22 protein-coding genes are annotated in these 23,650 nt (G+C 69.2%); all 22 read right to left on the bottom strand.

Annotated features, from left to right (window positions below):
- The 22 genes from E3T25_RS00715 to pyrR all read right to left on the bottom strand — a co-directional run bounded on the left by E3T25_RS00715 (window position 1) and on the right by pyrR (window position 23,492).
- Window positions 1-225 (bottom strand): DUF6704 family protein, encoded by a 225-nt coding sequence (locus tag E3T25_RS00715; protein ID WP_104100531.1) that lies wholly within the window; start codon window positions 223-225, stop codon window positions 1-3.
- 100 nt (window positions 226-325) lie between these two features.
- Window positions 326-982 (bottom strand): Trp biosynthesis-associated membrane protein, encoded by a 657-nt coding sequence (locus E3T25_RS00710; RefSeq protein ID WP_241976773.1) that lies wholly within the window; start codon window positions 980-982, stop codon window positions 326-328.
- Complete coding sequence (locus E3T25_RS00705) at window positions 983-2,524, bottom strand: anthranilate synthase component I (RefSeq protein ID WP_134342453.1); 1,542 nt, start codon at window positions 2,522-2,524, stop codon at window positions 983-985.
- A 2-nt stretch (window positions 2,525-2,526) separates the two neighbouring features.
- A complete protein-coding gene (hisI, locus tag E3T25_RS00700) occupies window positions 2,527-2,946 on the bottom strand; it encodes a phosphoribosyl-AMP cyclohydrolase (protein WP_104171001.1) in 420 nt (139 codons plus the stop codon).
- Between the two features lie 38 nt (window positions 2,947-2,984).
- A complete protein-coding gene (gene hisF / locus E3T25_RS00695) occupies window positions 2,985-3,746 on the bottom strand; it encodes an imidazole glycerol phosphate synthase subunit HisF (RefSeq protein ID WP_134342454.1) in 762 nt (253 codons plus the stop codon).
- Window positions 3,747-3,797: 51 nt separating this feature from the next.
- Window positions 3,798-4,637 carry an ATP phosphoribosyltransferase gene (gene hisG / locus E3T25_RS00690; protein WP_104194874.1) on the bottom strand — a complete coding sequence of 280 codons (840 nt, stop codon included), beginning with the start codon at window positions 4,635-4,637 and terminating at the stop codon, window positions 3,798-3,800.
- A gap of 78 nt (window positions 4,638-4,715) precedes the next feature.
- Window positions 4,716-4,979, bottom strand: coding sequence for a phosphoribosyl-ATP diphosphatase (locus E3T25_RS00685; protein WP_104100525.1), 264 nt, complete (start codon window positions 4,977-4,979; stop codon window positions 4,716-4,718).
- Window positions 4,980-4,991: 12 nt separating this feature from the next.
- Window positions 4,992-5,660, bottom strand: a complete 669-nt coding sequence (gene rpe / locus E3T25_RS00680) for a ribulose-phosphate 3-epimerase (protein WP_134371555.1) — start codon at window positions 5,658-5,660, stop codon at window positions 4,992-4,994.
- Window positions 5,661-6,423: 763 nt separating this feature from the next.
- Window positions 6,424-7,872 carry an RsmB/NOP family class I SAM-dependent RNA methyltransferase gene (locus tag E3T25_RS00675; protein ID WP_134371553.1) on the bottom strand — a complete coding sequence of 483 codons (1,449 nt, stop codon included), beginning with the start codon at window positions 7,870-7,872 and terminating at the stop codon, window positions 6,424-6,426.
- Window positions 7,869-8,786, bottom strand: coding sequence for a methionyl-tRNA formyltransferase (fmt, locus tag E3T25_RS00670; RefSeq protein ID WP_134371551.1), 918 nt, complete (start codon window positions 8,784-8,786; stop codon window positions 7,869-7,871). Before fmt ends, E3T25_RS00675 begins: the two co-directional genes overlap by 4 nt.
- The gene (locus tag E3T25_RS00665) at window positions 8,787-10,877 is read right to left on the bottom strand and encodes a primosomal protein N' family DNA-binding protein (protein ID WP_134371549.1); all 2,091 of its coding nucleotides are present in this window, start codon (window positions 10,875-10,877) and stop codon (window positions 8,787-8,789) included.
- A gap of 19 nt (window positions 10,878-10,896) precedes the next feature.
- Complete coding sequence (gene metK / locus E3T25_RS00660) at window positions 10,897-12,090, bottom strand: methionine adenosyltransferase (RefSeq protein ID WP_134371547.1); 1,194 nt, start codon at window positions 12,088-12,090, stop codon at window positions 10,897-10,899.
- 167 nt (window positions 12,091-12,257) lie between these two features.
- Window positions 12,258-13,472, bottom strand: coding sequence for a bifunctional phosphopantothenoylcysteine decarboxylase/phosphopantothenate--cysteine ligase CoaBC (coaBC, locus tag E3T25_RS00655; protein WP_134371545.1), 1,215 nt, complete (start codon window positions 13,470-13,472; stop codon window positions 12,258-12,260).
- A 20-nt stretch (window positions 13,473-13,492) separates the two neighbouring features.
- Window positions 13,493-13,750 (bottom strand): DNA-directed RNA polymerase subunit omega, encoded by a 258-nt coding sequence (rpoZ, locus tag E3T25_RS00650; RefSeq protein WP_104100518.1) that lies wholly within the window; start codon window positions 13,748-13,750, stop codon window positions 13,493-13,495.
- Between the two features lie 61 nt (window positions 13,751-13,811).
- Entirely contained in the window at window positions 13,812-14,732 is a 921-nt protein-coding gene (gene gmk, locus E3T25_RS00645; RefSeq protein WP_134342458.1) for a guanylate kinase, read from the bottom strand.
- The gene (gene pyrF, locus E3T25_RS00640; protein WP_174720170.1) at window positions 14,725-15,639 is read right to left on the bottom strand and encodes an orotidine-5'-phosphate decarboxylase; all 915 of its coding nucleotides are present in this window, start codon (window positions 15,637-15,639) and stop codon (window positions 14,725-14,727) included. The genes gmk and pyrF overlap by 8 nt, the downstream gene beginning before the upstream one ends.
- Window positions 15,636-18,923, bottom strand: a complete 3,288-nt coding sequence (gene carB / locus E3T25_RS00635; protein WP_134371543.1) for a carbamoyl-phosphate synthase large subunit — start codon at window positions 18,921-18,923, stop codon at window positions 15,636-15,638. Before carB ends, pyrF begins: the two co-directional genes overlap by 4 nt.
- A complete protein-coding gene (gene carA / locus E3T25_RS00630) occupies window positions 18,923-20,116 on the bottom strand; it encodes a glutamine-hydrolyzing carbamoyl-phosphate synthase small subunit (protein WP_174843028.1) in 1,194 nt (397 codons plus the stop codon). Before carA ends, carB begins: the two co-directional genes overlap by 1 nt.
- Complete coding sequence (locus E3T25_RS00625) at window positions 20,100-20,633, bottom strand: PH-like domain-containing protein (protein ID WP_104194880.1); 534 nt, start codon at window positions 20,631-20,633, stop codon at window positions 20,100-20,102. Before E3T25_RS00625 ends, carA begins: the two co-directional genes overlap by 17 nt.
- On the bottom strand, window positions 20,626-21,975 hold the full coding sequence (locus tag E3T25_RS00620; RefSeq protein WP_134371541.1) for a dihydroorotase: 1,350 nt from the start codon (window positions 21,973-21,975) through the stop codon (window positions 20,626-20,628). Before E3T25_RS00620 ends, E3T25_RS00625 begins: the two co-directional genes overlap by 8 nt.
- The gene (locus E3T25_RS00615) at window positions 21,976-22,926 is read right to left on the bottom strand and encodes an aspartate carbamoyltransferase catalytic subunit (RefSeq protein ID WP_104171013.1); all 951 of its coding nucleotides are present in this window, start codon (window positions 22,924-22,926) and stop codon (window positions 21,976-21,978) included.
- A complete protein-coding gene (gene pyrR / locus E3T25_RS00610; RefSeq protein ID WP_134371539.1) occupies window positions 22,926-23,492 on the bottom strand; it encodes a bifunctional pyr operon transcriptional regulator/uracil phosphoribosyltransferase PyrR in 567 nt (188 codons plus the stop codon). Before pyrR ends, E3T25_RS00615 begins: the two co-directional genes overlap by 1 nt.
- Window positions 23,493-23,650: the final 158 nt, after the last annotated feature.

Raw genomic sequence — 23,650 nt, 5'->3', positions numbered from 1 at the left:
CTAGTGGCCCAGGTGAGCCGTATCGGCTACGCCGTAACCGATTTTGGCGAGGATCCGGCCGACCAGCAGGCCAACCACCAGCAGGCCGACGGATGCCCAGACGAGCCAAGGGATCACCAGAAAGAAGGCAACGGTGCCGATCGCGACGGCGAGAAGCATGATGGTGACGGCGGTCCAGGCCGCGATCGAATGGCCTTCACCTGGGTCTACCGATTCAAAGCTCATGATTCTCCTCTTGTGCGCTGACGGACAAGTCAAGTCTAGCGGCCCCACGGTTCCCCGGCCTCCCCAGCGCACCAGGTGAAACCGGGAATCAGGTCTCGATTCACTGCGGGGTGGTGGGGTCTTCGCCGCGGCTCAGCCCGTCCCAGTCGTCGATGGCGTCACGTTCGGGTGCGGAAACGTCCGCGGCGTCGGAATCGCCGGCATCCGTCGCCTCGGCCGACTCGGCCGACTCGGCCGCTTCGAATCGCACGGCCTGGTAGCGGGACGTCGGTCCGGGCCAACGCCGGGACGTGACGAGCACCCCGACCCCGGCGCCGCCCATGACCACGCCGGCGAGCAGCGCGATGAACGGCCACGGGGTCACGGCCGCTGAGGCGACGGCGTCGACGACCGAGTCTGCGCCGGAGATTCCGGTGGCATCGGTGACCGCGCCGGCACTGGCCGCCGCCGGATCGGTGACGGCCAAAATAGCCGAAAGGCACACGGAGAAGCCGAGCAAAACCTGAAGCAGGCCGAGGACCACCCGGATGCCGGGACCGGCGATGCTCAGGGCACCGGCGAGGGCCAGTCCGGCGAGGGCAAGGGCTGTCACCCCGGGGGCGGCCGTGGAGCCGGACACCTCGAGGCTGTGCACAGCCGAGCCGGACTGCTCCACGATGACGTTCACCCAGACCTGGGTCCAGGCCAGCAGGGCCAGACCGCTGGCCGCCAGCATCACGAGGATGTGCCCGAGCTTGAGGCGCCGTGCGGATGCCACCTAGCGCACCCGCTTCATGGCGTTCGCGACCGCGACTGCGCGAAGGGGCGCCGCGGCCTTGTTCTGCGACTCCTGGTATTCCGACGCCGGGTCGGAGTCCGCGACGAGGCCGCCGCCGGCCTGCACGCGGGCGACGCCATTCATGATCGTTGCGGTCCGAATGGCGATGGCCAGGTCCGCGTCCCCGGCGAACCCGAAGTAGCCGACCACCCCCCCGTACACGCCGCGCTGCGCGGGCTCGAGCGCGTCGATGATCTCGAGGGCGCGCGGTTTCGGGGCCCCGGAGAGAGTGCCGGCCGGGAACGTGGCGCGGAAGACGTCGATCGCGGACCGGCCCGGCAGCAGGTTCCCCTCCACCGAGGAGACGAGGTGCATGATGTGGCTGAACCGCTCGATGCGCATGAACTCGGTCACCTCGACCGAGCCGGGTGCACACACCTTGAGCAGGTCGTTGCGGGCCAGGTCCACGAGCATCAGATGCTCGGCGCGTTCCTTGGCGTCACCCGCGAGCTCGGCTTCGAAGTCGGCGTCGGCCTCCGGGGTCGTGCCGCGCGGCTTCGAGCCCGCGATCGGATGCGTGAACACGCGTTCGTTCTGCACCTTCACCAAGGCCTCCGGGGAGGAGCCCACGATCCAGTAAGTCTCCTTCTCCGGCGATTCCAGGCTCAGCAGGTACATGTAGGGCGACGGGTTGAGGCTGCGCAGCACCCGGTAGACGTCGATGGGGTCCGCCGTGCACTCCTGGTCGAACCGCTGGGAGACGACCACCTGGAACACGTCACCGTCGACGATGTGCTCCTTGGCGACGTCGACAGCGGCGAGGAAGTCCTCACGTCGGGTGCGGTTCGTCGGGGAGGCGGGCGTGGCGAGGTCGACCTCTGCGAGCCAGGTCTCGGAGGGCTCGGCCAGGCGAGACTGCAGGGCGTCGAGCCGGTCCTGGGCGGCGGCCCAGAGGGCATCCGGTTCGTCGTGGCCGTCGTTGAGAACGTTGGCAATGAGCTGCACGGTGCCGAATTTGTGGTCGATCACGACGAGGTCGGCCACGAAGCTGAAGGCCTGGCCCGGCACGTCGTAGTCCGCCGGCGGGCGATTCGGCAGGCGCTCGATCTGGCGGATCGCCTCCCAGCCGATGAATCCGACGAGGCCGCCGGTCAGGGGTGGGTGGCCGGGCATCCGCGGGGTTTCCCAGCGTTCGTGGAGGGCCGCGAGAGCCGCCAGCGGGCCGAGGCCGGTGGCGTCGCCGAGGGCGCGCTCAGCCGAGAGGCCATAGTCGAGCCAGCGGGTCTCGTCGCCCTGCTGGGTGAGCACGCCGAACGAGGACACGCCCACGAACGAGAACCGCGACCAAATGCCGCCCTGCTCGGCGGACTCGAGGAGAAAGCTACCGGGCTGGCCGGCAGCGAGCTTGCGGTAGATGCCCACCGGGGTTTCGCCGTCGGCGAAGAGTTCGCGCACCACGGGGAACACCCGGTGGTCGTCGATCTGGAGCGCGAACTGCCCGGCGGTGGTCGTCGGGGCTGGGCCGGAGCTGTTCGGTGCCATGGTCAGTCCTTCGGTTTTTGGGTGGTTGCCCGGTCTGCTGCCACGTCGGGTGCCGCGGGGCGGGCGCCGGTCACGACCTCGATGCCGCGCCCGTCGAAACAGGTGCGGGAGCCGGTGTGGCAGGCTGCTCCGACCTGGTCCGCCTGCACCAGGAGGGTGTCCGCGTCACAGTCGAGCGCGGCGGACTTCACATACTGGCCGTGGCCGGAGATGTCGCCCTTGCGCCAGAATTCCTGGCGACTGCGCGACCAAAACGTCACGCGCCCCTCGGTGAGCGTGCGGCGCAGCGCTTCCCGGTTCATCCAGCCGAGCATGAGCACCTCACCGGTGTCCCACTGCTGGATCACCGCCGGCAGCAGGCCGTCGGAGTTGAAGACGGCCCTGGCCAGGGCGTCGTCGAGGGTGGAGAGTACATCGGTCATTTACGGAGCCGTTTCGGGTCGGGTAAGGCACAGCATCATCAGCGCACGGGCATTCCGGCGTGCCGGAGCTCCGCCTTGATGTCGCCGACGGTCAGCTGGCCGCTGTGGAACACGGATGCCGCGAGCACGGCATCCGCCCCCGCCGCGATGGCCGGGGGAAAATCCTCGACCCGGCCGGCGCCGCCGGAGGCGATCACCGGAACGGTGCTCAGGGCGCGCATCAGCGTGATGAGTTCGACGTCGAAGCCCGCCTTCGTGCCGTCGGCATCGATGGAGTTGACGAGCAGCTCGCCGACCCCCAGCCCGATGGCCGTCTGCGCCCAGGCGAGAGCGTCCAGGTCGGTTTCGGTGCGGCCACCGTGGGTGGTGACGACGAAGCCGGACTCGGTGCGCCCGCTGCGCTTCACATCAAGCGAGAGCACGAGCACCTGGGAGCCGAACCGGTCGGCGATCTCGCCGATCAGGGCGGGCCGCTTGATGGCGGCGCTGTTGACTCCGACCTTGTCGGCACCACTGGCCTGCAGCCGGGACACGTCCTCGACCGTGCGGATGCCGCCGCCCACCGTAAGCGGGATGAAGACCTGCTCTGCGGTGGCGCGCACGACGTCATAGGTGGTGGCACGGTTGTCCACCGTGGCGGTCACATCGAGGAAGGTGAGTTCGTCGGCTCCCTGCTCGTAATACCGGCGGGCGAGTTCGACCGGATCGCCCGCGTCTCGCAGATTCTGGAAGTTCACGCCCTTGACCACGCGGCCGTCGGCCACGTCGAGGCAGGGTATGACCCGCACCGAAAGACTCACGATTGTGCCTCCATTGTGTGTCGCCGCATCTGGGTACCGCCGGTCAGCCCGTTACAAGCGGGCGTTGTGAATGGAGCTGATCAGGATGGCGCGCGCCCCGAGCTCGTAGAGGGCGTCCATGACATGGTTCGTGTTCAGGCGCGGGATCATCACACGCACGGCAACCCATTCCGGGTCGTGCAGGGACGATACGGTGGGCGACTCGATGCCGGGCGCCAGCAGGCAGGCGTCGTCGAGGAGCGTCTGCGGGATGTCGTAGTCCATCAGCACGTACTGGCGGGCCACGAGCACGCCCTGCAAGCGGCGCAGGAGGGTCGCGATGCCGGGCTTGTCGTTCTCGGAGCTGATCAGCACGGCCGTGGACTGCAGGATGACCGGGCCGAAGATCTCGAGGCCGGCCTTGCGCAGAGTGGAGCCGGTGGAGACGACGTCGGCGACGGCATCCGCCACGCCGAGCTGAACGGCTGACTCGACCGCGCCGTCGAGGGTGACCAGTGTCACGCTGACGTCGTGCTCGGCGAGGAAGGCCTCGACCAGTCCGGGGTAGCTGGTGGCGACGCGATGGCCGGACAGGTCGGCCAGGTCGGTGAAGCGGCCTGCGGGGCCGGCGAAGCGGAAGGTGGAGTCGCCGAAGTCGAGGCTGGCGATCTCCTGGGCGGTGGAGCCCGAGTCGAGCAGCAGGTCGCGCCCGGTGATTCCCACGTCGAGGGCTCCGGAGCCCACATAGGTGGCGATGTCGCGGGGACGCAAGTAGAAGAACTCCACGTCGTTGCGGGGGTCGGCGACGACGAGGTCGCGCGGGTCGCGGCGGCCGGTGTAGCCGGCCTCGAACAGCATCTGCGCGGCGGTTTCGGACAACGAGCCCTTATTGGGCACGGCAATTCTCAGCATTTGGGCACTCTCTGCGTCTTCAGGTTCTGGCGAACAGGTCTCACGGGGTCAACCGGGTGGAGTCTCTCTGATGACGCGTCACAGATGGCGGTACAGGTCGGCGGGGGTCAGCCCCTTCGCCAGCATCATCACCTGTACGTGGTAAAGCAGCTGGCTCATCTCGGCGGCGGTTTCGTCGTCGCTCTGGAACTCGGCGGCCATCCAGACCTCGGCGGCTTCTTCGACGATCTTCTTGCCGATGGCATGTACGCCGGCGTCGAGTTCGCGCACGGTCCCCGAACCGTCCGGGCGGGTCCGTGCCTTGTCGCTCAGTTCAGCGAACAGGTCGTCAAAAGTCTTCACCTGACTAGGGTACTAGTGCGCGTGCTGGTGTTCGGTCGCGGCGGCGCGCAACAGGGCGATCTGCTTCGCCGGGTCCGCGGCGTTGAACACGCTGGAGCCGGCGACGAACGTGTTCGCCCCGGCCTCGGCGGCGATGACGATGGTGTCCTCGGTGATGCCGCCGTCGACCTGCAGCCAGACGTCCAGGCCGGACTTCTTCACGGCCTCCGACAGGGTGCTGAGCTTGCGCATGGTGGAGGGCATGAAGCTCTGCCCCCCGAAGCCGGGTTCGACGGTCATCACGAGCACCTGGTCGAATTCGGGCAGAAGCTCGAGGTAGGGCTCGATGGCCGTGCCGGGCTTGAGGGCGATGCCGGCCCGGGCGCCGATCGAGCGCAGCTTGCGGGCCAGGCCGACCGGGTTGGTCGTGGCCTCCGCGTGGAAGGTGACCGAGAACGCGCCGGCTTCGGCGTAGCCGAGCGCCCAACGCTCCGGGTTCTCGATCATCAGGTGCAGGTCGAAGGGCAGCGGGGAGACCTGGGCGAGGCGGTCGACGACGGGCGGTCCGAACGTCAGATTCGGTACAAAATGGTTGTCCATGATGTCGACGTGCACCAGGTCGGCGGTGCGGATGCGCCCCAGGTCCCGTTCGAGATTGGCGAAGTCGGCGGCGAGGATGCTGGGGTTAATCCGGGTGACCATGCTTTCACCCTACTGCGGCGAGCCCCGGCGGCTCGAAAGTCCCCTGCCGGTCGAGTCCAAGGCCCTGGAGCGATCCCGTCCCGAACGAATTCGACGGAGATTTTGCCGAAATGGGCCCAGAACCTTTAAAAAAAGTAGTTTTCAACCAGAATCTCCGTCGAATTCGTTCGGGCTGCGACGGAGAAGGATGCGAGTGCCTGGACCTCACAAGCCCTGCCGCAGATCCGGCGCGCGTTGTGGCTTACGCAGGAGATCCGTCCGGCTACACCGGCATTCGAACTGGTCCCGTACTGGTCCGCGGCGGCTGGGCAGCCCGGACGACGGATGTCCTGAGTTGGCCACGCGACGCACGGGCGCGGCCGGGGCGACGCCGGCCCGCCCGCATGCCGGCTGGCTGGCCGAGGCAGAGCCGCAGCCGCAGGAACGACGCATCCACCGGTTGCCGTCGGGCGGGCCGGACACTCGCCCCGCCCGCGCAAGAACCGCTGCGCATTCGTGAGTGTCGTGGTCAACTCAGGAGATCCCACCGGCCGGGTTGGATATCTACTTCGGTGCCGCACTGATTCGCGGCACCGGTGAACGCGCGGGACGGATGTCCTGCCTTAGCCACACGCGCGGGCTCGGCCGGGCCATGCTCACGGAAGAACCAGGGGAGCCAGAATCTCCGTCAGATTGGGTCGAGGCCGGGGCCCGAATGCGCCGGGACCGAATGCGCCGGGTCCGGGTGCGCGGGGTCCGGGTGCGCGGGGTCCGGGTGCGCGGGCTACTCCGTGCGCTCGAGCAGGGTGATGAACATAGCGTCAGTGCCGTGCCGATGCGGCCACAGTTGCACGCTGCCCCCGTCGCCGGGCAGGTCGAGCTCGGAGCTGCTCAGCCCCTGCAGCACGGATGCCGTGTCGAGAGTGCGCACACGGCCCTCCCATCTCTTGAGCGCGGTAGCCACGATCCCGCGGGTCTCCGCGATGTGCGGTGAGCAGGTGACGTAGGCCAGCACCCCGCCCGGCTTGAGCGCGCCAAGGGCCGCGTGGATCAGCCCGGACTGCAGATCGGAGAGCTCGGCGACGTCCTTAGGCTGCTTGCGCCAGCGGGCCTCCGGGCGCCGACGTAGCGCGCCGAGCCCGGTGCAGGGAGCATCCAGCAGGATCCGGTCGAACTCCTTCGGATGATCGTCTCCGAACCGGGTGCCGTCCTCCTCCCAGACAGGCACCTCTCCGGGCACGGCGGCCAGCGCCTTACGCACGAGGGCGGCCCGGGCCGGGACGAGCTCGTTGGCGACGAGGCTGGCCCCGCCGGCCAGCGCCTCGGAGGCAAGCAGGGAGGCCTTGCCGCCGGGGCCCGCGCACAGGTCGAGCCAACGCTCCCCCGGCGCCACCGGGCGGGCCCGACTGAGCGTGAGGGCCGCCAACTGGGATCCCTCGTCCTGCACTCGAAGGCGTCCGCCGCTGTCCTGCATCAGGTGCACGGGGTCGCCGCCGGCCAGCACAAAACCGATGGGCGAGAAGTCGTTGGCAAGGCCGAGACCGTCGGTGTCTTCGGTGTTGCTGAGGCCGGGCAGAATGACCATGTTCACCTTGGGCGCGGCATTGTCGGCCGACAGCAGCTCCTCGAGCTCGGTCTCTCGGCCCTCGAGGCGCAGCGACTGCCGGAACGCCCGCACCACCCAGATCGGGTGTGAGTGCTCCGCGGCAAGGCGGTCATCATCACTGGTGGCTTCGGTGAGCACGCGTTCGCGCCACTCGTCGGCGCTGGAGCGGGAGATGGTGCGCAGCACCCCGTTGGTGAAACCGGTGGTGGCGCGGGAGCCCACCTGACGGGCGAGTTCGACGGACTCGTTCACGGCGGCGTGGGTGGCCACCCGGGTGGCGAGCAACTGGTGCGCACCGAGACGTAGCACGTCCAGGATGGCCGGGTCGATCGCGGTGACGGGCCGACCGGCCGCGTCGGCGATCACCCGGTCGTAGAAGCCCTGCATACGCAGGGTGCCGTAGGTCAGCTCGGTGGCCAATGCGGCATCCGCGGTGCTGAGCGCCGCCCGCTTGATGCGGCTGGGCAGCAGCAGGTTCGCGTAGGCGTCTGATTCCCGCACGGCGGCGATGACCTCGTAGGCCACCCGCCGGGCCGGCTGCACGAAGTCGGTCTGCGGGCGCTCCAGGCCGCGGCCGCCCTGAGCACGGACGTCGTTCTTTCGCCCCTGGCGACGGTCGTCGCTCATGAGGCGACAACCTCCGTCCAATTCACTCCGCGCCACCAGTCGATTGCCTTCATCTGTGTCTTTCCGGCCGGTTGCACGGTGACCAGCTCGAGCGGCTCGGTCCCCGTTCCAATCAGCACTTTCTTGTCGATCTCACGGATCAGGCCGGCCGGTTGCGGCTCGGATCCCTGGGTCAGGGCAACGCCCTGGAGTTTGAGGCGGGCGTCGCCGAGCACCGTGAACGCGCCCGGCTCCGGGGTGACCCCGCGCACCCGGTTGCGCACCGAGACGGCCGGTTCGGACCAGTCGATACGGGCATCCGCAAGAGTCAGCTTGGGGGCCAGGGTGACCGGACCGGACTGCGGGGTCGCCTGGACGCCGCCGGCTTCGAGGGCGTCGATCACCTGCAGCAGCAGGCGTGCGCCGCTGTCGCTGAGCGCCCGCAACAGGCTGCCCGCGGTGTCGTCCTCGACGATCGCCCGCGTCAGTTGCGCGAACACGGCGCCCGCGTCGAGTTCCGGAACCAGCTGGAATACGGCGGCACCGGTCTGCTCGTCGCCAGCCATGAGTGCGCGCTGCACGGGAGCGGCACCGCGCCAGCGCGGGAGCAGGGAGAAGTGCAGGTTGATCCAGCCGAGCCGGGGCACCGACAGGAGCGGTTCACGCACGAGCCCGCCGTAGGCGACGATGACGCCGAGGTCGGGTCGCAGTGCGGCGATCTCCACGGTCGCGGCCTCGTCGAGGCGATTGGCCTTGATCACGTGCAGCCCGTTCTCGACGGCGGCTCGCGCGAGCGGCGAGGGGGTGAGCACGCGTTTGCGGCCGAACGGGGCATCCGCCCGGGTGATCACGGCCGCGAGGTCGTGGTGGGACTGAGCCAGGGCGCTCAGGCTGGGCACGGCCGCCTGCGGCGTGCCGGCGAAGACGAGTTTCATTTAGAGCAGCTCCGGGTCGTCGAATCGTACTTTGAGTGTAGGCGCGGGGCGGAAGGCCGCCCCCTTCGGGCGCCGGCGGCGGGCGGCATTGCGCACGACCGCGGCCTTGAGCGCACGGGCCACGGCGTCACCGCTGGCGTAGGGCAGCCGCACGATCGCACGCACCAGGGGGTCCTCCGTGGTGACCGGGCCGAGTACATCGACGCCGTCCATCCCGGCCAGCTCTGCCAGGGCCAGGGCGACGTCGGCGTCGGTGCCGGTGACGGATGCAGCACGCACCGCGGGCGGGAATCGCAGTTGGCGGCGATCGGCCAGTTCCGACGCGGCGAGCATCTCGGGCTGCCAGGAGTTGAGCGCCCGGGCGACGAGCCCGCCCACGCCGACCAGGACCACAGCGGCACCCGGGGCCGCCAGGGATGCGGCGTTGGACCACCAGCGCAGGCAGTCCTCCCCGACCCGCAGGGATTCCCGGGCGAGCATCCGTTCGCCGTCGAGCAGCAGGATGGCTCGGTACCCACCCGTCGGGATGGGCTCGGCGCCGCGGGTGGCGATCACCAGGGCCGGGGCGTCGCCGAGGTGCTGCAGCGGATGGTCGCCGTCGGCGACGACAATGCGCGCGCCGGGGAACGCCCGGCCGAGTTCTTCGGCGGTTCGCCCGGTGCCGAGGGTGACGACCCGCAGGGCGCGCCCCTCGCAGTGCGTGCAGCTCCAGTTGGCGGCCAGCGCCCCGCACCAGCGACACGACGGGGTGGAGTCCTTGGAGGCCAAAGCGAGCGGCCCCTGACAGGTGGTGCAGCGGGCGGCCTTCTTGCAACTCTGGCAGGCGAGCATCGGGGCGTAGCCGGGGCTGGCCACCTGCACCAGCACGGGGCCGTGGGCCAGCGCCTCCTTGGCGGCCCGCCACGCGGCCGTCGGGATGCGCGCGGCGCGGGCCTGCTGGTCGGGCTCGGACTGGAAGTCGGTAGGGATGATCCGCGGATGCCGGTTCTGCGCGGGGTGCACCGCAGTGAGCCAGCCCAGCTCGACCAGGCGCTGCACCTCGACGGTGCGGGTATGGCCGAGGAAGACGAGGGCGCAGCCGGACTGGCCCTGGCGCACGAGCGCGGCGTCGCGGGAGTGCGCGTAGGGGCTGAGCGGTTCGCCGTGCAGCGGGTCGCCGTCGTCGAAGAGCGCGATCAGACCGAGGTCGTGGGCCGGCGCGTAGACGGCCGACCGATTGCCGAGCACGATCCGGGGTTCCGGGGCAAGGGCGGCCAGGAAGGCCCGATAGCGTTCCGGGTTGGGCTGGCGTGCATCGACGCGGCTGACCGAGTCGGCCGGGGCCAGCAGGTCGAGGGCGGCCTGAAGCTGGTCCTGGTCGCGGTAGTCCGGCACGATGAGGATGGCGCTCCGCCCGGCGGCCAGGCCGGCCACCGCGAGCTCGGCCAGGGTGATCGCCCACTTCCCGATGGTCTGCCCGTCCGGCAGCCGTTGCAGCTCGGGCACCGCGGCCACGCAGAGGCGCGCCCCCGTGGCGACGGCCGTGTCGAGGGTGCCGGCCGGGTAATCGGCACAGGCCGGTCCGGCGGGGGTGGCGGGGTCGGCCACATCGCCAGGCTCGGCCACGGTGGCAACACCGGCCGTCCCGTCGGCCGGGGCGGAAGCATCCGCTGTTCGCGCCGCCAGCCAGGTTTTCTCCACCCGGACCTGGCGCGGGGGCACGGCGAGACGGATGATGTCGCTCGCGTTCCCCGAGGCCCGGTCGGCGACCCGACGGGCGAGCTCCCAGACCTCGGGGGTGAGCACCTGGGCGGCGGAGACCACGCTCTCGATCGGGCTGAGCGCGCCCCGGAATTCGGTGCCAGCCTCGAGACCCGGCAGCGCCTCCGGGCCTGCGGCCGGTCCGACCGCACCGCGCCCCTCGGCCGCACCCAGCACCTCGATCAGGTATCCGTCGGCGACGCGACCGGCCGAGCGCAGCGGCACCCGCACGCGCACGCCGGGCCGGGCGATGCCGGCGAGCTCATCGGGAATGCTGTAATCGAACAGGTGGTCGAGCTGCGGCAGCGGCGAGTCGATGAGCACCCGGGCCACGAGGCCGGAGCGGGTCATCGGCGCCGCGCCTGCCCGGTCACAGTCCGGCAGCGCTTCTCAGCTCGTCGACCCGGTCGAGGCGCTCCCAGGTGAAGTCGGGAAGCTCGCGGCCGAAGTGGCCGTAGACGGCGGTCTGCGCGTAGATCGGGCGCAGCAGGTCAAGGGAATGGATGATCGCGGCCGGGCGCAGGTCGAAGACCGCGCGGATCGCCGCGGTGATGTCCCGGTCGGCCATCACCCCGGTGCCGAAGGTCTCCACGTAAAGTCCGACGGGCGAGGCCTTGCCGATGGCGTAGGCCACCTGAATCTCGAGACGGTCGGCCAGCCCGGCGGCCACGGCGTTCTTGGCCACCCAGCGCATCGCGTACGCTGCGGAGCGGTCGACCTTCGACGGGTCCTTGCCGCTGAACGCGCCCCCGCCGTGCCGGCTGGAACCGCCGTAGGTGTCGATGATGATCTTGCGCCCGGTGAGGCCGGCGTCGCCCTGAGGGCCGCCGATCTCGAACCGCCCGGTCGGGTTGATCAGCGTATTCAGTTCAGACGAGTCCAGTTCCACGCGGTCGAGCACCGGGCGGATGACAAGTTCCTCGACCTCCGCACGCAGCTGCTCGTTGGACACCTTCGGCGAGTGCTGGGTCGACAGCACGACGGTCTCGACCGAGCGCGGCGTGATGCCGTCGTAGCCGATGGTGACCTGGGTCTTGCCGTCGGGCCGGAGGTAGCCGAGTTCGCCGGACTTGCGCACCTCGGCGAGGCGTTCGGCGAGGCGGTGTGCGATCCAGATCGGGATCGGCATCAGCTGGGGGGTCTCCCGGGTGGCGTATCCGAACATGATGCCCTGGTCGCCGGCGCCCTGGCGGTCGAAGTCCTCGACACTGGACTCTTCCCGACGCTCGAAGGCGTTGTCCACGCCCTGCGCGATGTCGGGCGACTGGCCGCCGATGGAGATCTCCACGCCGCAGGAGCGGCCGTCGAACCAGACGTCCGAAGAGTCGTAGCCGATATCGGTGATGCACTTGCGCACGATTGAGGGGATCTCGACGTAGGCCTCGGTGCTGACCTCGCCGGCGACGTGAACGAGCCCGGTGGTGACGAGGGTCTCGACGGCGACCCGGCTGTGCGGGTCTTCCGTCAGGAGCGCATCCAGAATGCTGTCGGAGATCTGATCGCAGATCTTGTCGGGGTGACCTTCGGTTACCGACTCCGAAGTGAAAAGGCGTAGATCGCGCATCTTGCCCGTCTCTGTTGCAGAACAACGTGTAGAAGAAATGAACGTGAAAAATTCTCCGCTGAGACCGGGCCGAGCCGACCGGGCACCCGGCCGTGCCGGTCGGGAAGCGCCGGAGACCCTGCCCTTGCCGGCGACGGCAATCCAGGTGACCGGATGCCCGAGCGGTCTCAGCCGATCAGGTCAAGGATGCGCCCGGCCACCGACATTTTGGTTCCGGAGACCTCACACACTATATCTCCGTCGTGATCGAGCACCGTGATCGCGTTACGGTCCGAGGCGAAACCCTCCGCCCAGCCCACGCGGTTGACCACCAGGAAGTCGCAGCCCTTGCGCGCCATTTTCTCGCGGCCGAGTACAAGCAGGCGAACCGGATCCGGCTCCGTCTCCGCGGCGAACCCGATCAGTACCTGGCCCGTGCGCTTCGTCCGGGCGAGCCCGGCGAGGATATCGGGGTTACGGGTCAGTTCGAGCAGCAGGGTGTCGCCGGTCTCGTCTTTCTTGATCTTGCCGGCGCTCACCTGCACCGGCCGGTAGTCGGCGACCGCGGCCGCCATGATCACGGCGTCGGCCCCGGCGGCGGCATCCGTGACGGCCGCCTCGAGCTCGAGCGCGGTGCCCACGAGCCGCAGTTCCACCGCTGTTGGTGCGGCAACCTCGAGATTCGCGGCGATCAGGGTCACGGACGCACCCCGAGCCAGGGCGGCCTGCGCCAGGGCGACCCCCTGCTTACCGCTGGAACGGTTGCCGAGGAAGCGCACGGGGTCGAGGGGCTCGCGAGTGCCGCCAGCGGTGATCACGACGTGCTTGCCGACCAGGTCGGCCCCTGGCCCATCGGTGCGGTCGGCCAAGGCAAGGGCGGCGAGGGCCGCGGCGACGATGGTGTCGGGCTCTTCCATCCGGCCGGATCCGGCGTCGGCGCCGGTGAGCTGGCCGACCCCAGGCCCGACGACGATGACGCCGCGGGCGCGGAGGGTGGCCACATTGGCGACCGTGGCCGCGTTGTTCCACATCTCCGTGTGCATCGCCGGGGCGATCACGAGCGGGGCGGTGCTGGCCAGGATGGTGTTGCCGAGCAGGTCGTCGGCGAGGCCGGTGGCGAGCTTCGCGATGGTGTTCGCGGTGGCCGGGGCCACGACGATCAGGTCGGCGGATTGGCCGATGGCCACGTGCCGCACCTCGGCGACGCCCTCATAGAGATCCGTGTGCACGGGGTTGCGGGAGATAGCCTCGAGGGTGGCCTTGCCGACGAATCGCAGCGCCGCCGGCGTCGCCACGACGTGCACGCAGTCCCCCCGCAACACGAAAGCGCGCACGACGTTCACGGCCTTGTAGGCAGCAATGCCGCCGGTTATCCCGACGACGATCGTGCGACCTGACGACATCCTGCGCGCTTGTGGGTGCGTTACTCGGCGATGGGGCGGGAGGTGAGCTTGTCTTCGTTGATCTCGCGGAGGGCGACGGACAGCGGTTTGTCGTCGACGGTCGAGTCGACGAGCGGGCCGACATTGTCGAACAGGCTGCCTTCGTGCAGGTCCGCATAGTAGTCGTTGATCTGACGCGCGCGCTTGGAGGCGAAGACCACGAGGGCGTACTTGGAGTCGGCCTTGGTGAGCAGGTCGTCGATGGGCGGGTCAATGATGCCAGTGAGCTTGGTAGCCATTGGTGTCACTCCTTCAGAGCGGTTTGTGCTGCGGGACGCGCAGAATCACGGAAAACGGGCGCTACGGCAGCAACGGCGCCGTACGCAGATTCATCAAGTCTACGACCTCGCGCGCCGCTTCGCCCACGTCGTGGTTTACGACCCGATAATCGAACTCCCCCTGGGCGGCCAATTCGAGTTTGGCCGTCTCGAGCCGGCGGGCCTGTTCGGCGGGCGCCTCGGTGTCCCGGCCAATCAGCCGGCGCACCAGTTCGTCCCAGCTCGGCGGAAGCAGGAAGACCAGTCTGGCCTCCGGCATGGCCCGGCGAACGGCCCGGGCTCCTTGGATGTCGATCTCGAGGAGCACGCTGTGACCCTCGTTCAAGGCCTCCGTGACTGGACCCCGCGGGGTGCCGTAGCGGTGCGCGTTGTGCACGGTCGCCCACTCGAGCAGGTCGCCGGCCGCGACCATCCGGTCGAATTCGGCGTCGTCGACGAAGAAGTAGCTCACGCCCGCGGTCTCGCCTGGGCGAGGTGCCCGGGTCGTGGCCGACACCGACAGGTGCACGCCCGGGTGATGCTGACGGATGTGCGCCGCGACGGTTCCCTTGCCGACCGCGGTGGGACCGGCCAGCACGACAAGCTTCGCGGAGGAATCGCCGCGCCTCGCGACGGTGCGCGTGGTGAGAAAATCTCGCAACCGATCGCGTTGGTGCTTGCCCAGCCCCCCCAATCGCTTCGACGGCGAGATCTCGAGCCTCCCCATGATTCGGTGCATCTTGGTGACGCCGATCGCCGGAATGCTGATCAGGAACTCGGTCACCCGCAGGCGCCCTTCGACGCCGTCCGGGCTCTCGGTCGCGGCGGACAACACGTCGAGCGCGCTACGTTTTCCCTGCGCAATCTGGCTTTTAACTGCGGCGCGTGCGCGGCGAGCCGCCACGGCGGCGCGCGAGGCGGCAACCCGATCGACGTCGGGTGGGGTGGGGCGATTCTCAGCCACGGGCAGCTCCTGCTTCAACTACTCGGCGCGCAATCGCTTGTTTGATTCGGTCGGGGCCGACCTCTAGAACGCTGCGCGATTCACTCACGATAACGCCTTCCGCGTACCCCCCGTACAAGTTCTTCAGATCGGCGACCTGCGCGCCCTGGTGGCCGAAGCCGGGAGCGAGGATGGGGGTGAGACCGCGGGCGGGCGCCACGGAGAGGTCCAGTCCGAACGTGGCCAGGTCCAGTGTGGCGCCGAGCACCACCCCGACCGAGCCGAGCGAGGAAGCCCCGGACCTGGCATTCCGCTCGGTCACGGCGCCGAAGACGGATTGGGCGACGCTTTGGCCGGTCTGATTCCCCTCGGCGATCACGGCCCGCTGAAGCGCCGCCGCCTCGGGGTTCGAGGTGGCAGCCAGCACGAAGATCCCCTTGCCGGTCTGGGCTGCAAGGCGGAACACCGGTTCCAGCGACCCGACGCCCATATACGCGTTCACGGTGATGGCGTCGACCTCCAGGGGGGACTCCTCGCTCAGCCAGGCCTGGCCGTACGCCTCCACGCTGGTACCGAGGTCGCCGCGCTTGACGTCCGCGATCGTGAGCAGTCCGGCGGCGCGGGCATCCGCCAGCACCCGTTCCAGGGCGAGGTACCCGGCGGAGCCGAAACGCTCGTAGAAGGCCACCTGGGGCTTCACCAGGCCGACCTGGCCGGCAGCGGCGGCCACGACCTGGCGGCCGAAAGACTCCGCCCCGGCGGCCGTGTCCGGCAGACCCCAGTCGGTCAGGAGCCAGGTGTGCGGGTCGATGCCGACGCAGACTTGTCCCCGGACCGAGAAGACATCACCCAGCCGGTCGCCGAAGGCGGCCGGTGCGGCCGGGCCGACCGCTGCGGTCGACCCGTCCTGTTCGTGCGCGCGGCTCACAGGGCCGCCGTCCGGGTGAGGGCGTAGTCCTGCAGCGAGGTCACCTCGAAGCCGCCGCGAATCGCGTCGATCGAGGCCACTGCGGCGCTCAACTCGGCGATGGTGGTGAACAGCGGCAGGTCCGCGGCGACCGCGGCCGCGCGGATCTCGTAGCCGTCGGCTCGGGCGGTGCGACCGCCGGGGGTGTTGATGACGATCTGCACCTCTTCGCGGCGGATCAGTTCCACGATCGACACGTCCGCCTCGTCGGCCTTCTCACTGAACTTGGTGACGATGGCGGCGCGGATGCCGTTGCGTTGCAGAACTTCGGCGGTCCCCTCCGTGGCGGTGATCGAGTAGCCGAGCTGCTGGAGGCGCAGCATGGGCAGGATGATCGCGCGCTTGTCCCGGTCGGAGACCGACACGAACACGGTGCCGGTGAGCGGGATTCCGCCGTAGGCGGCGAGCTGGCTCTTGGCGAAGGCCCGCGGGAAGTCGCGGTCGATGCCCATGACCTCACCGGTTGAGCGCATCTCCGGGCCGAGCACGGAGTCCACGACGAGACCCTCGGGCGTGCGGAACCGGTTGAACGGCAGCACGGCTTCCTTCACGGCGACCGGAGCATCCATCGGCACCCGCGAGCCGTCGATCAGAGGTAGCTTGCCCGCGGCCTTGAGTTCGGCGATGGTCTTGCCGACCATGATCAGCGCGGCGGCCTTGGCCAAGGTGATGCCAAGGGCCTTGGCCACGAACGGTACCGTACGCGAGGCGCGCGGGTTCGCTTCGAGCACGTAGAGCACGCCGGCGCCGATCGCGAACTGCACGTTGAGCAGGCCGCGCACGCCGATGCCGCGGGCGATGCCCAGCGTCGCCTCGCGCACGCGGTCGATCTCCGCACGGCCGAGGGTGACCGGAGGCAGGGTGCAGCTCGAGTCGCCGGAGTGGATCCCGGCCTCCTCGATATGCTCCATCACGCCGCCGATGTAGAGCTCGGTGCCGTCGTAGATGGCGTCCACGTCGATCTCGATGGCGTCGTCGAGAAACCGGTCCACGAGCAGCGGATGCGACGGGCCGATGATGCCCTGTCCGGCCATCCGGTTGAAGTAGTCGGCCAACGCTGCGGAGTCGTAGACGATCTCCATGCCGCGGCCGCCGAGCACGTAGCTCGGGCGCACGAGCACGGGATAGCCGATCTCCTCGGCAACGACCACAGCGCCGGCGTAGTCGGTGGCGACGCCGTTGCGGGGGGCGAGCAGGCCGGCCTGGTCGAGGATGCCGGAGAAAAGTCCGCGCTCCTCGGCCAGGTCGATGGCCTCCGGGGTGGTGCCGAGTATCGGGATGCCCTCGGCCTCGAGGCCCTTGGCGAGGCCGAGCGCGGTCTGGCCTCCCAGCTGCACGACCACGCCGACGAGCTCGCCGCTCTGGCTTTCTGCGTGAATGACCTCGAGCACGTCCTCGAGGGTGAGCGGCTCGAAGTAGAGCCGGTCGGAGGTGTCGTAGTCGGTCGAGACCGTCTCCGGGTTGCAGTTGATCATGATGGTCTCGTAGCCAGCCTCGGAGAGGGCAAACGAGGCGTGCACGCAGGAGTAGTCGAACTCGACGCCCTGGCCGATGCGGTTCGGGCCGGAGCCGATGATGACGACCTTTTTGCGGTCACTGGGCACGACCTCGGTCTCCTGGTCGTAGCTGGAGTAGTGGTACGGCGTGAGTGCGGGGAACTCCCCCGCGCACGTGTCGACGGTCTTGAAGACCGGGCGCACGCCGAGGATGTGGCGCACCGTGCGCACATCCGCTTCGCCGAAGCCGCGAAGCTCGCCGATCTGGGCGTCGGAGAAGCCGTGGTCTTTGGCGGTGCGGAGGATGTCTGTGTCGAGGCGCTCGGCGGCGGCGATCTCGTCCGCGATCTCGTTGATCAGCACGATCTGGTCGATGAACCACGGGTCGATCTTGGTGGCGTCGAAAACCTGCTCGGTGGTGGCACCCTTGCGGAGCGCCTGCTGCACGGTGACGATCCGGCCGTCGGTGGGTACTTCGGCGACCGTGAGCAACTCGTCGACCGTGCGGGTCTCGGCTCCCCAGTGGAACGACGAACCGCGCTTCTCGAGCGAGCGGAGCGCCTTCTGCAGCGCGGAGGCGTAACTGCGGCCGATGGCCATCGCCTCGCCCACGGACTTCATGGTGGTGGTCAGGCGCTGGTCGGCGGCGGGAAACTTCTCGAACGCGAACCGGGGCACCTTGACCACGACGTAGTCGAGGGTGGGTTCGAAGCTGGCCGGGGTGACACCGGTGATGTCGTTCGGGACCTCGTCGAGCCGGTAGCCGAGCGCGAGCTTCGCGGCGATTTTGGCGATCGGGAAGCCCGTCGCCTTGCTCGCCAGGGCGGAGGAGCGGGACACGCGCGGGTTCATCTCGATCACGATGATGCGACCGTCGGCCGGGTTGATCGCGAACTGGATGTTGCAGCCGCCGGTGTCCACTCCCACGGCGCGGATGATGTCGATGCTGATGTCGCGCAACTTCTGGTACTCACGGTCGGTCAGGGTCAGCGCCGGGGCGACGGTGATCGAGTCGCCGGTGTGTACGCCGACCGGGTCGACGTTCTCGATCGAGCACACGACGACCGTGTTGTCGGCCGTGTCGCGCATCATCTCGAGCTCGAATTCCTTCCAGCCGAGGATGGATTCCTCGAGCAGGACCTCGCTGGTGGGGCTCTGGTGCAGCCCGTCGCCGACGATGCGGCGCAGTTCCGGCTCGGTGTAGGCGAAGCCGGAGCCGAGGCCGCCCATGGTGAAGGAGGGGCGCACGACGAGCGGGTAGCCGAGGTCCTCGGCGAAGCCGACGGCCTCCTCGACCGTGTGGGCGATGTAGGACCGGGCGACGCCGGCGCCCGTGTCCAGCACCAGTTGCTTGAAGATCTGGCGGTCCTCACCCTTCTGGATGGCGTCGAAGGAGGCACCGATGAGTTCGACGTCGTACCTGGCCAGGATGCCGCGCTCGTGAAGCTGGATGGCGGCGTTCAGCGCTGTCTGCCCGCCGAGGGTCGGCAGAATCGCGTCGGGGCGTTCCTTGGCGATGATCGTCTCGAGGATCTCCGGGGTGATCGGCTCGATGTAGGTGGCGTCGGCGAAGTCGGGGTCGGTCATGATCGTGGCCGGGTTGGAGTTGACCAGGATGACCCTGACCCCCTCGGCCCGCAGCACCCGGCAGGCCTGAGTTCCGGAATAGTCGAACTCGCAGGCCTGGCCGATCACGATCGGACCCGATCCGATGACGAGAACGCTGTTGATGTCGTCGCGCTTGGGCATTACTTGGCGTCTCCTGCTCCGGTGGCCGCACGATGCGCGATCACCACATCCCTGAACCGATCGAAAAGGTACTCGGCGTCGTGTGGGCCGGCCGCCGACTCCGGGTGGTACTGCACCGAGAAAGCGGGGATATCGAGGCAGCGGATGCCCTCGACCACCTGGTCGTTGAGGCTGTAGTGGCTCACCTCCACCCGGCCGAAGCCGGTGCGGGACTCATGCACTCCCTCGATGGGCATGTCCACGGCGAACCCGTGGTTCTGCGAGGTGATTTCCACCCGGCCGGTGGTCTTGTCGAGCACGGGCTGGTTGATTCCCCGGTGCCCGAAGGGCAGCTTGTAGGTGCGGAAGCCGAGGGCGCGGCCGAGCAGCTGGTTGCCGAAGCAAATCCCGAAGTAGGGCACACCGGCTCGCAGCACCTCCTGTAGGAGGTTCACGTGTAGGTCGGAGGCTGCCGGGTCGCCGGGGCCGTTGGAGAAGAACAGGGCCGACGGGGTGAGGGACAGCACGTGCTCGGCGGTGACCGACTGGGGCAGCACCAGCACCTCGAAGCCGCGCGCGGCGAGGTGGCCCAGGGTGGAGGTCTTGACCCCGAGGTCGAGCACGGCGACCGAGCCGATGCGCTCGCCCTGCGCGGGCACCGAGAACGGTTCGACCGTGGAGACCTCATCGGACAGGTTGCGGCCACGCATGCCGGCGCCGGCACGCACCAGCTCGAGCTGCTCGCCATCGGAGAGGCCGAAACGGTCGCCGGAGAAGATCCCGCTCTTCATGGCCCCGGACGAGCGGATGTGACGGGTGATCGCACGCGTGTCGACACCGCTGATCCCGACCACTCCCCCGCCCGTCAGGTCGTCATCGAGGCTGCGGGTGGACCGGAAGTTGGAGGCCATGCGGGCAGGCTCGCGCACGACGAAGCCGGAGACCCAGATGCGGCGGGATTCCATGTCCTCGTCGTTGGCACCCGTGTTGCCGATGTGCGGCGCCGTCATCAGCACGATCTGCCCGGCGTAGGACGGGTCGGTGAGGGTCTCCTGGTAGCCGGTCATGCCGGTGGCGAAGACGATCTCGCCGAGGGTCTGCCCCACGCTGCCGTAGGAACGGCCTTCGTAGCGGCGGCCGTCCTCGAGTACGAGCACGGCAGGAGTCGGTCGGTCGGGGGTCGTTGCGTTGCTCACGCTACGCCTCGCTTTCATCGCGCGCGGCCGGGCGCCGGGCGTCGGCCGCAATGGTTCGAATGGCGTCGTTCACGCTGACGCGGTCGGATGGGTCAAGGATTCGGAAATAGCTGTCGACGATCTGTCTGTCGGCGCCGGGCAGCCGCCAGCCGAGCAGCAGCAGGCCGTCGGTCTCGACGGCGCGGTCGATTGCCACGGTGGCGTCTTCCAGCACGGCGATGGCCGAGGCAGGGATGAACACCGCCTCCTCGCCGGCCAGGGCCAGGATCAGACCCGCGTCGGTCACGGTCAGGCGGGCCCGGGCCCGGAAACCCAGGCCAGGGATGTTCAGGCGTTCGAGCGGCTGGGCGCGGAGGGTCGTGGCGACGTAGAACACGGCGGCGGAGGCCAGCTCTAGTGCCGCGTCGACGGGCAGCGGGTAGCCGGCCGGCAGGGCGGCGTCCCGGCGGCTGCGGCCCCGCCAGCTGCGCAGCATGAGGCCGAGCAGGCCGAGCAGCACGGCGACGGTGATGACGGTGGCGATGGTCCTAGCCATGGGTTCGCTCCTCGAGTGCCGCGATCTCGTCGGCGGGCTGCAGCGCACCGTCCAGAACCGTGGCGTAGCCCCGGTGGAATGTGGCCAGCACCCGACCCGGCAGGGTCATCGCCAGGTAGGGCGAGTTGGCGCTCCTGCCGGCCAGGTTGCCGCGCTCGAAGACGCGGCTCGCGGCGGGATCGTAGAGGGTGAGCTCGGCGGGAGCCCCGACGAGCAGACCCTGGCCCTGGCCGGCGAGCCGGCCGATCCGGGCGGGGCTGCTGGAAAGCACGCGAGCGATGTCCGTCCAGTCGAGCAGCCCGGTGTTGACGACGGCCGCGTGCACCACGGAGAGGGCGGATTCGAGGCCGACCATGCCGTTCGCCGCGGCGTCCCACTCGCAGTCCTTCGCCTCGACCGGGTGCGGGGCGTGGTCGGTGGCGACGATGTCGATGGTGCCGTCGGCGAGGCCGGCGCGCAGGGCTTCGACGTCTTCGCGGCGGCGGAGCGGCGGGTTGACTTTGAACCGGGCGTCGTAGCCGACGACCAGGTCCTCGGTGAGCAGCAGGTGGTGCGGGGTGGCCTCGGCGGTCACCTGGATGCCGCGGGCCTTGGCCCAGCGGATGACGTCGACCGAGCCGGCCGTCGACACGTGGCACACGTGCAGACGCGACCCGACGTGCTCGGCGAGCAGCACATCGCGGGCGATGATCGACTCCTCGGCGACCGCGGGCCAGCCGACCATCCCGAGTTCGCTTGAGAGTGCCCCCTCGTTCATCTGCGCCTTCTCGGTCAGGCGCGGTTCCTGGGAGTGCTGGGCGACAACGCCGTCGAACGCCTTCACGTACTCGAGGGCCCGGCGCATCAACAGCGGGTCGGAGACGCAGAAGCCGTCGTCGGAGAAGACCCGAACCCGGGCACGACTGGTGGCCATGGCGCCCAGTTCGGCCAGGCGCTCCCCCGCAAGCCCGACGGTGACGGCGCCGATCGGCTGCACGGTGACATAGCCGGCGCGCTCACCGAGGGCGAGAACCTGGACGACGACGCCGGCGGTGTCCTGCACGGGCGAGGTGTTGGCCATCGCAAACACGCTGGTGAAGCCGCCCACGGCCGCGGCCTGACTGCCGGTCAGGATGGTTTCACTCTGTTCGAAGCCCGGTTCGCGCAGGTGCGTGTGCAGGTCGACCAGGCCGGGCAGAGCGATCAGGCCGGCCGCGTCGACGACGGTTGCGCTGGCACCAGAAAGCCCGGAACCGATCTCCACAATCTTGCCGTCGGCGAGGATAAGGTCAGCGCGGGTGCCGTCCGCGAGTGTCGCACCTCGAATCAGGTACGGCGTGCTGGCCGCGCTGTCGCTGGACATCTATGAATCCTCCCGATCGCCGGACAACAGCAGGTACAGTGCCGCCATCCTCACTGAAACCCCGTTTGCGACCTGTTCGCGCACGGTTGAGCCGGCCGAATCGGCCGCCGCTGAAGATATTTCCAAGCCGCGATTCATGGGGCCGGGGTGCATCACAATGGTAGTCGGGGCCAGACGGCCGAAGCGCTCATCGTCCAGGCCCCAGCGGCGCGAGTACTCGCGGCTGTTCGGGAAGAAAGCGGCGTCCATGCGTTCCTGCTGGATGCGCAGCATCATCACCACGTCGGGCCCGGCGTCGATGGCCGCGTCCAGGTCGAAGCCCGACTCGGCCGGCCAACCGCTCATGTCCATCGGCAGCAGGGTGGGCGGAGCGATCAGGCTCACGTGCGCGCCGAGCGTGGTGAGCAGCCAGAGGTTCGAGCGGGCCACCCGGGAGTGCAGGATGTCACCGACGATGGTGACCGTGACGCCGTCCAGGCCCCGACCGCGCGCGGCACCCTGGTGCAGCCGACGACGGATGGTGAACGCGTCCAGCAGCGCCTGGGTCGGATGCTCATGGGTGCCGTCGCCCGCGTTGATGATGCCGGCGTCGATCCAGCCGCTTTCGGCCAGCACGTGGGGTGCCCCGGAGGCCGGATGGCGGATGACGACCCCGTCGGCACCCATCGCGGCGAGGGTTTGAGCGGTGTCCTTGAGGCTTTCGCCCTTCGACACGCTCGAGCCCTTGGCACTGAAGTTGATCACGTCCGCGCTCAGCCGTTTCGCGGCGGCCTCGAAGGAGATCCGGGTCCGCGTCGAATCCTCGAAGAACAGGTTGACCACGGTCTTGCCGCGCAGGGTGGGCAGCTTCTTCACCTCGCGGTTGGCGACATCAGCCATGTCCTCGGCGATGTCGAGCAGCAGGATCGCCTCGTCGCGACTCATGCCCTTGGTCGAGAGGAGGTGCCTCATCACGCGACCCCCTCGTCAGCGCCTTCGAGGGGTCCGCCGTCGATGCTGACGAACTCGTCGCCGTCGACCTCGAGCAGGTGCAGGTTGATGCGTTCCGCGGTGGAGCTGGGCAGGTTCTTGCCCACGAAGTCGGCCCGGATCGGCAGTTCGCGGTGGCCGCGGTCCACGAGCACGGCCAGGCGCACGACGGTCGGCCGCCCGTGGTCGCCGAGTGCGTCGAGGGCGGCGCGGATGGTGCGGCCCGAGTAGAGCACATCGTCGACGAGCACCACCGTGACGCCGTCGACGCTGCCGGGCACCAGGGTGCGGGTCGGCGTGCGGGTGCGGGTGTGGCCGAGGTCATCGCGGTACATGGTGACGTCGAGGGAGCCGACCCGGACATCCGTCGCCGTGGGCTCGATGCGCGCGATGGTCTCGGCGATGCGCCGGGCCAGAACGACCCCGCGAGTGGGGATGCCGAGGATCACAAGGTTCTCGGCGCCTCGATTGGACTCCAGGATCTCGTGGGAGATCCGAGTCAACGCTCGAGCGATATCAGCCTGGTTCAACACGGTGCGTGCCATCAACCCGACCTCCTTCCCCGCCTCACCGGACGGCTGTTAAAGGATGTCATTTCCGGGCTTTACACTAGCACCCGACGCGGGCTCCCTCGTGCTGGGCCTAACCGCCCCCAGGGGCGCCGAAGTGGCTGCCGACCTTGATTGGTTGCCGGCCCCAGGCGAGG

This window comes from Cryobacterium sandaracinum (assembly GCF_004403415.1).
Lineage (GTDB): Bacteria > Actinomycetota > Actinomycetes > Actinomycetales > Microbacteriaceae > Cryobacterium > Cryobacterium sandaracinum.
This window is presented reverse-complemented; position numbering and strand designations above follow the sequence as displayed.

Excerpts from the sequence above, each read along its gene's own strand:
- E3T25_RS00715 (WP_104100531.1), bottom strand. The coding sequence starts at position 225 with ATGAGCTTTGAATCGGTAGACCCAGGTGAAGGCCATTCGATCGCGGCC.
- E3T25_RS00705 (WP_134342453.1), bottom strand. The coding sequence starts at position 2,524 with ATGGCACCGAACAGCTCCGGCCCAGCCCCGACGACCACCGCCGGGCAG.
- hisI (WP_104171001.1), bottom strand. The coding sequence starts at position 2,946 with ATGACCGATGTACTCTCCACCCTCGACGACGCCCTGGCCAGGGCCGTC.
- hisG (WP_104194874.1), bottom strand. The coding sequence starts at position 4,637 with ATGCTGAGAATTGCCGTGCCCAATAAGGGCTCGTTGTCCGAAACCGCC.
- rpe (WP_134371555.1), bottom strand. The coding sequence starts at position 5,660 with ATGGTCACCCGGATTAACCCCAGCATCCTCGCCGCCGACTTCGCCAAT.
- E3T25_RS00675 (WP_134371553.1), bottom strand. The coding sequence starts at position 7,872 with ATGAGCGACGACCGTCGCCAGGGGCGAAAGAACGACGTCCGTGCTCAG.
- fmt (WP_134371551.1), bottom strand. The coding sequence starts at position 8,786 with ATGAAACTCGTCTTCGCCGGCACGCCGCAGGCGGCCGTGCCCAGCCTG.
- E3T25_RS00665 (WP_134371549.1), bottom strand. The coding sequence starts at position 10,877 with ATGACCCGCTCCGGCCTCGTGGCCCGGGTGCTCATCGACTCGCCGCTG.
- metK (WP_134371547.1), bottom strand. The coding sequence starts at position 12,090 with ATGCGCGATCTACGCCTTTTCACTTCGGAGTCGGTAACCGAAGGTCAC.
- coaBC (WP_134371545.1), bottom strand. The coding sequence starts at position 13,472 with ATGTCGTCAGGTCGCACGATCGTCGTCGGGATAACCGGCGGCATTGCT.
- rpoZ (WP_104100518.1), bottom strand. The coding sequence starts at position 13,750 with ATGGCTACCAAGCTCACTGGCATCATTGACCCGCCCATCGACGACCTG.
- carB (WP_134371543.1), bottom strand. The coding sequence starts at position 18,923 with ATGCCCAAGCGCGACGACATCAACAGCGTTCTCGTCATCGGATCGGGT.
- carA (WP_174843028.1), bottom strand. The coding sequence starts at position 20,116 with ATGAAAGCGAGGCGTAGCGTGAGCAACGCAACGACCCCCGACCGACCG.
- E3T25_RS00625 (WP_104194880.1), bottom strand. The coding sequence starts at position 20,633 with ATGGCTAGGACCATCGCCACCGTCATCACCGTCGCCGTGCTGCTCGGC.
- E3T25_RS00620 (WP_134371541.1), bottom strand. The coding sequence starts at position 21,975 with ATGTCCAGCGACAGCGCGGCCAGCACGCCGTACCTGATTCGAGGTGCG.
- E3T25_RS00615 (WP_104171013.1), bottom strand. The coding sequence starts at position 22,926 with ATGAGGCACCTCCTCTCGACCAAGGGCATGAGTCGCGACGAGGCGATC.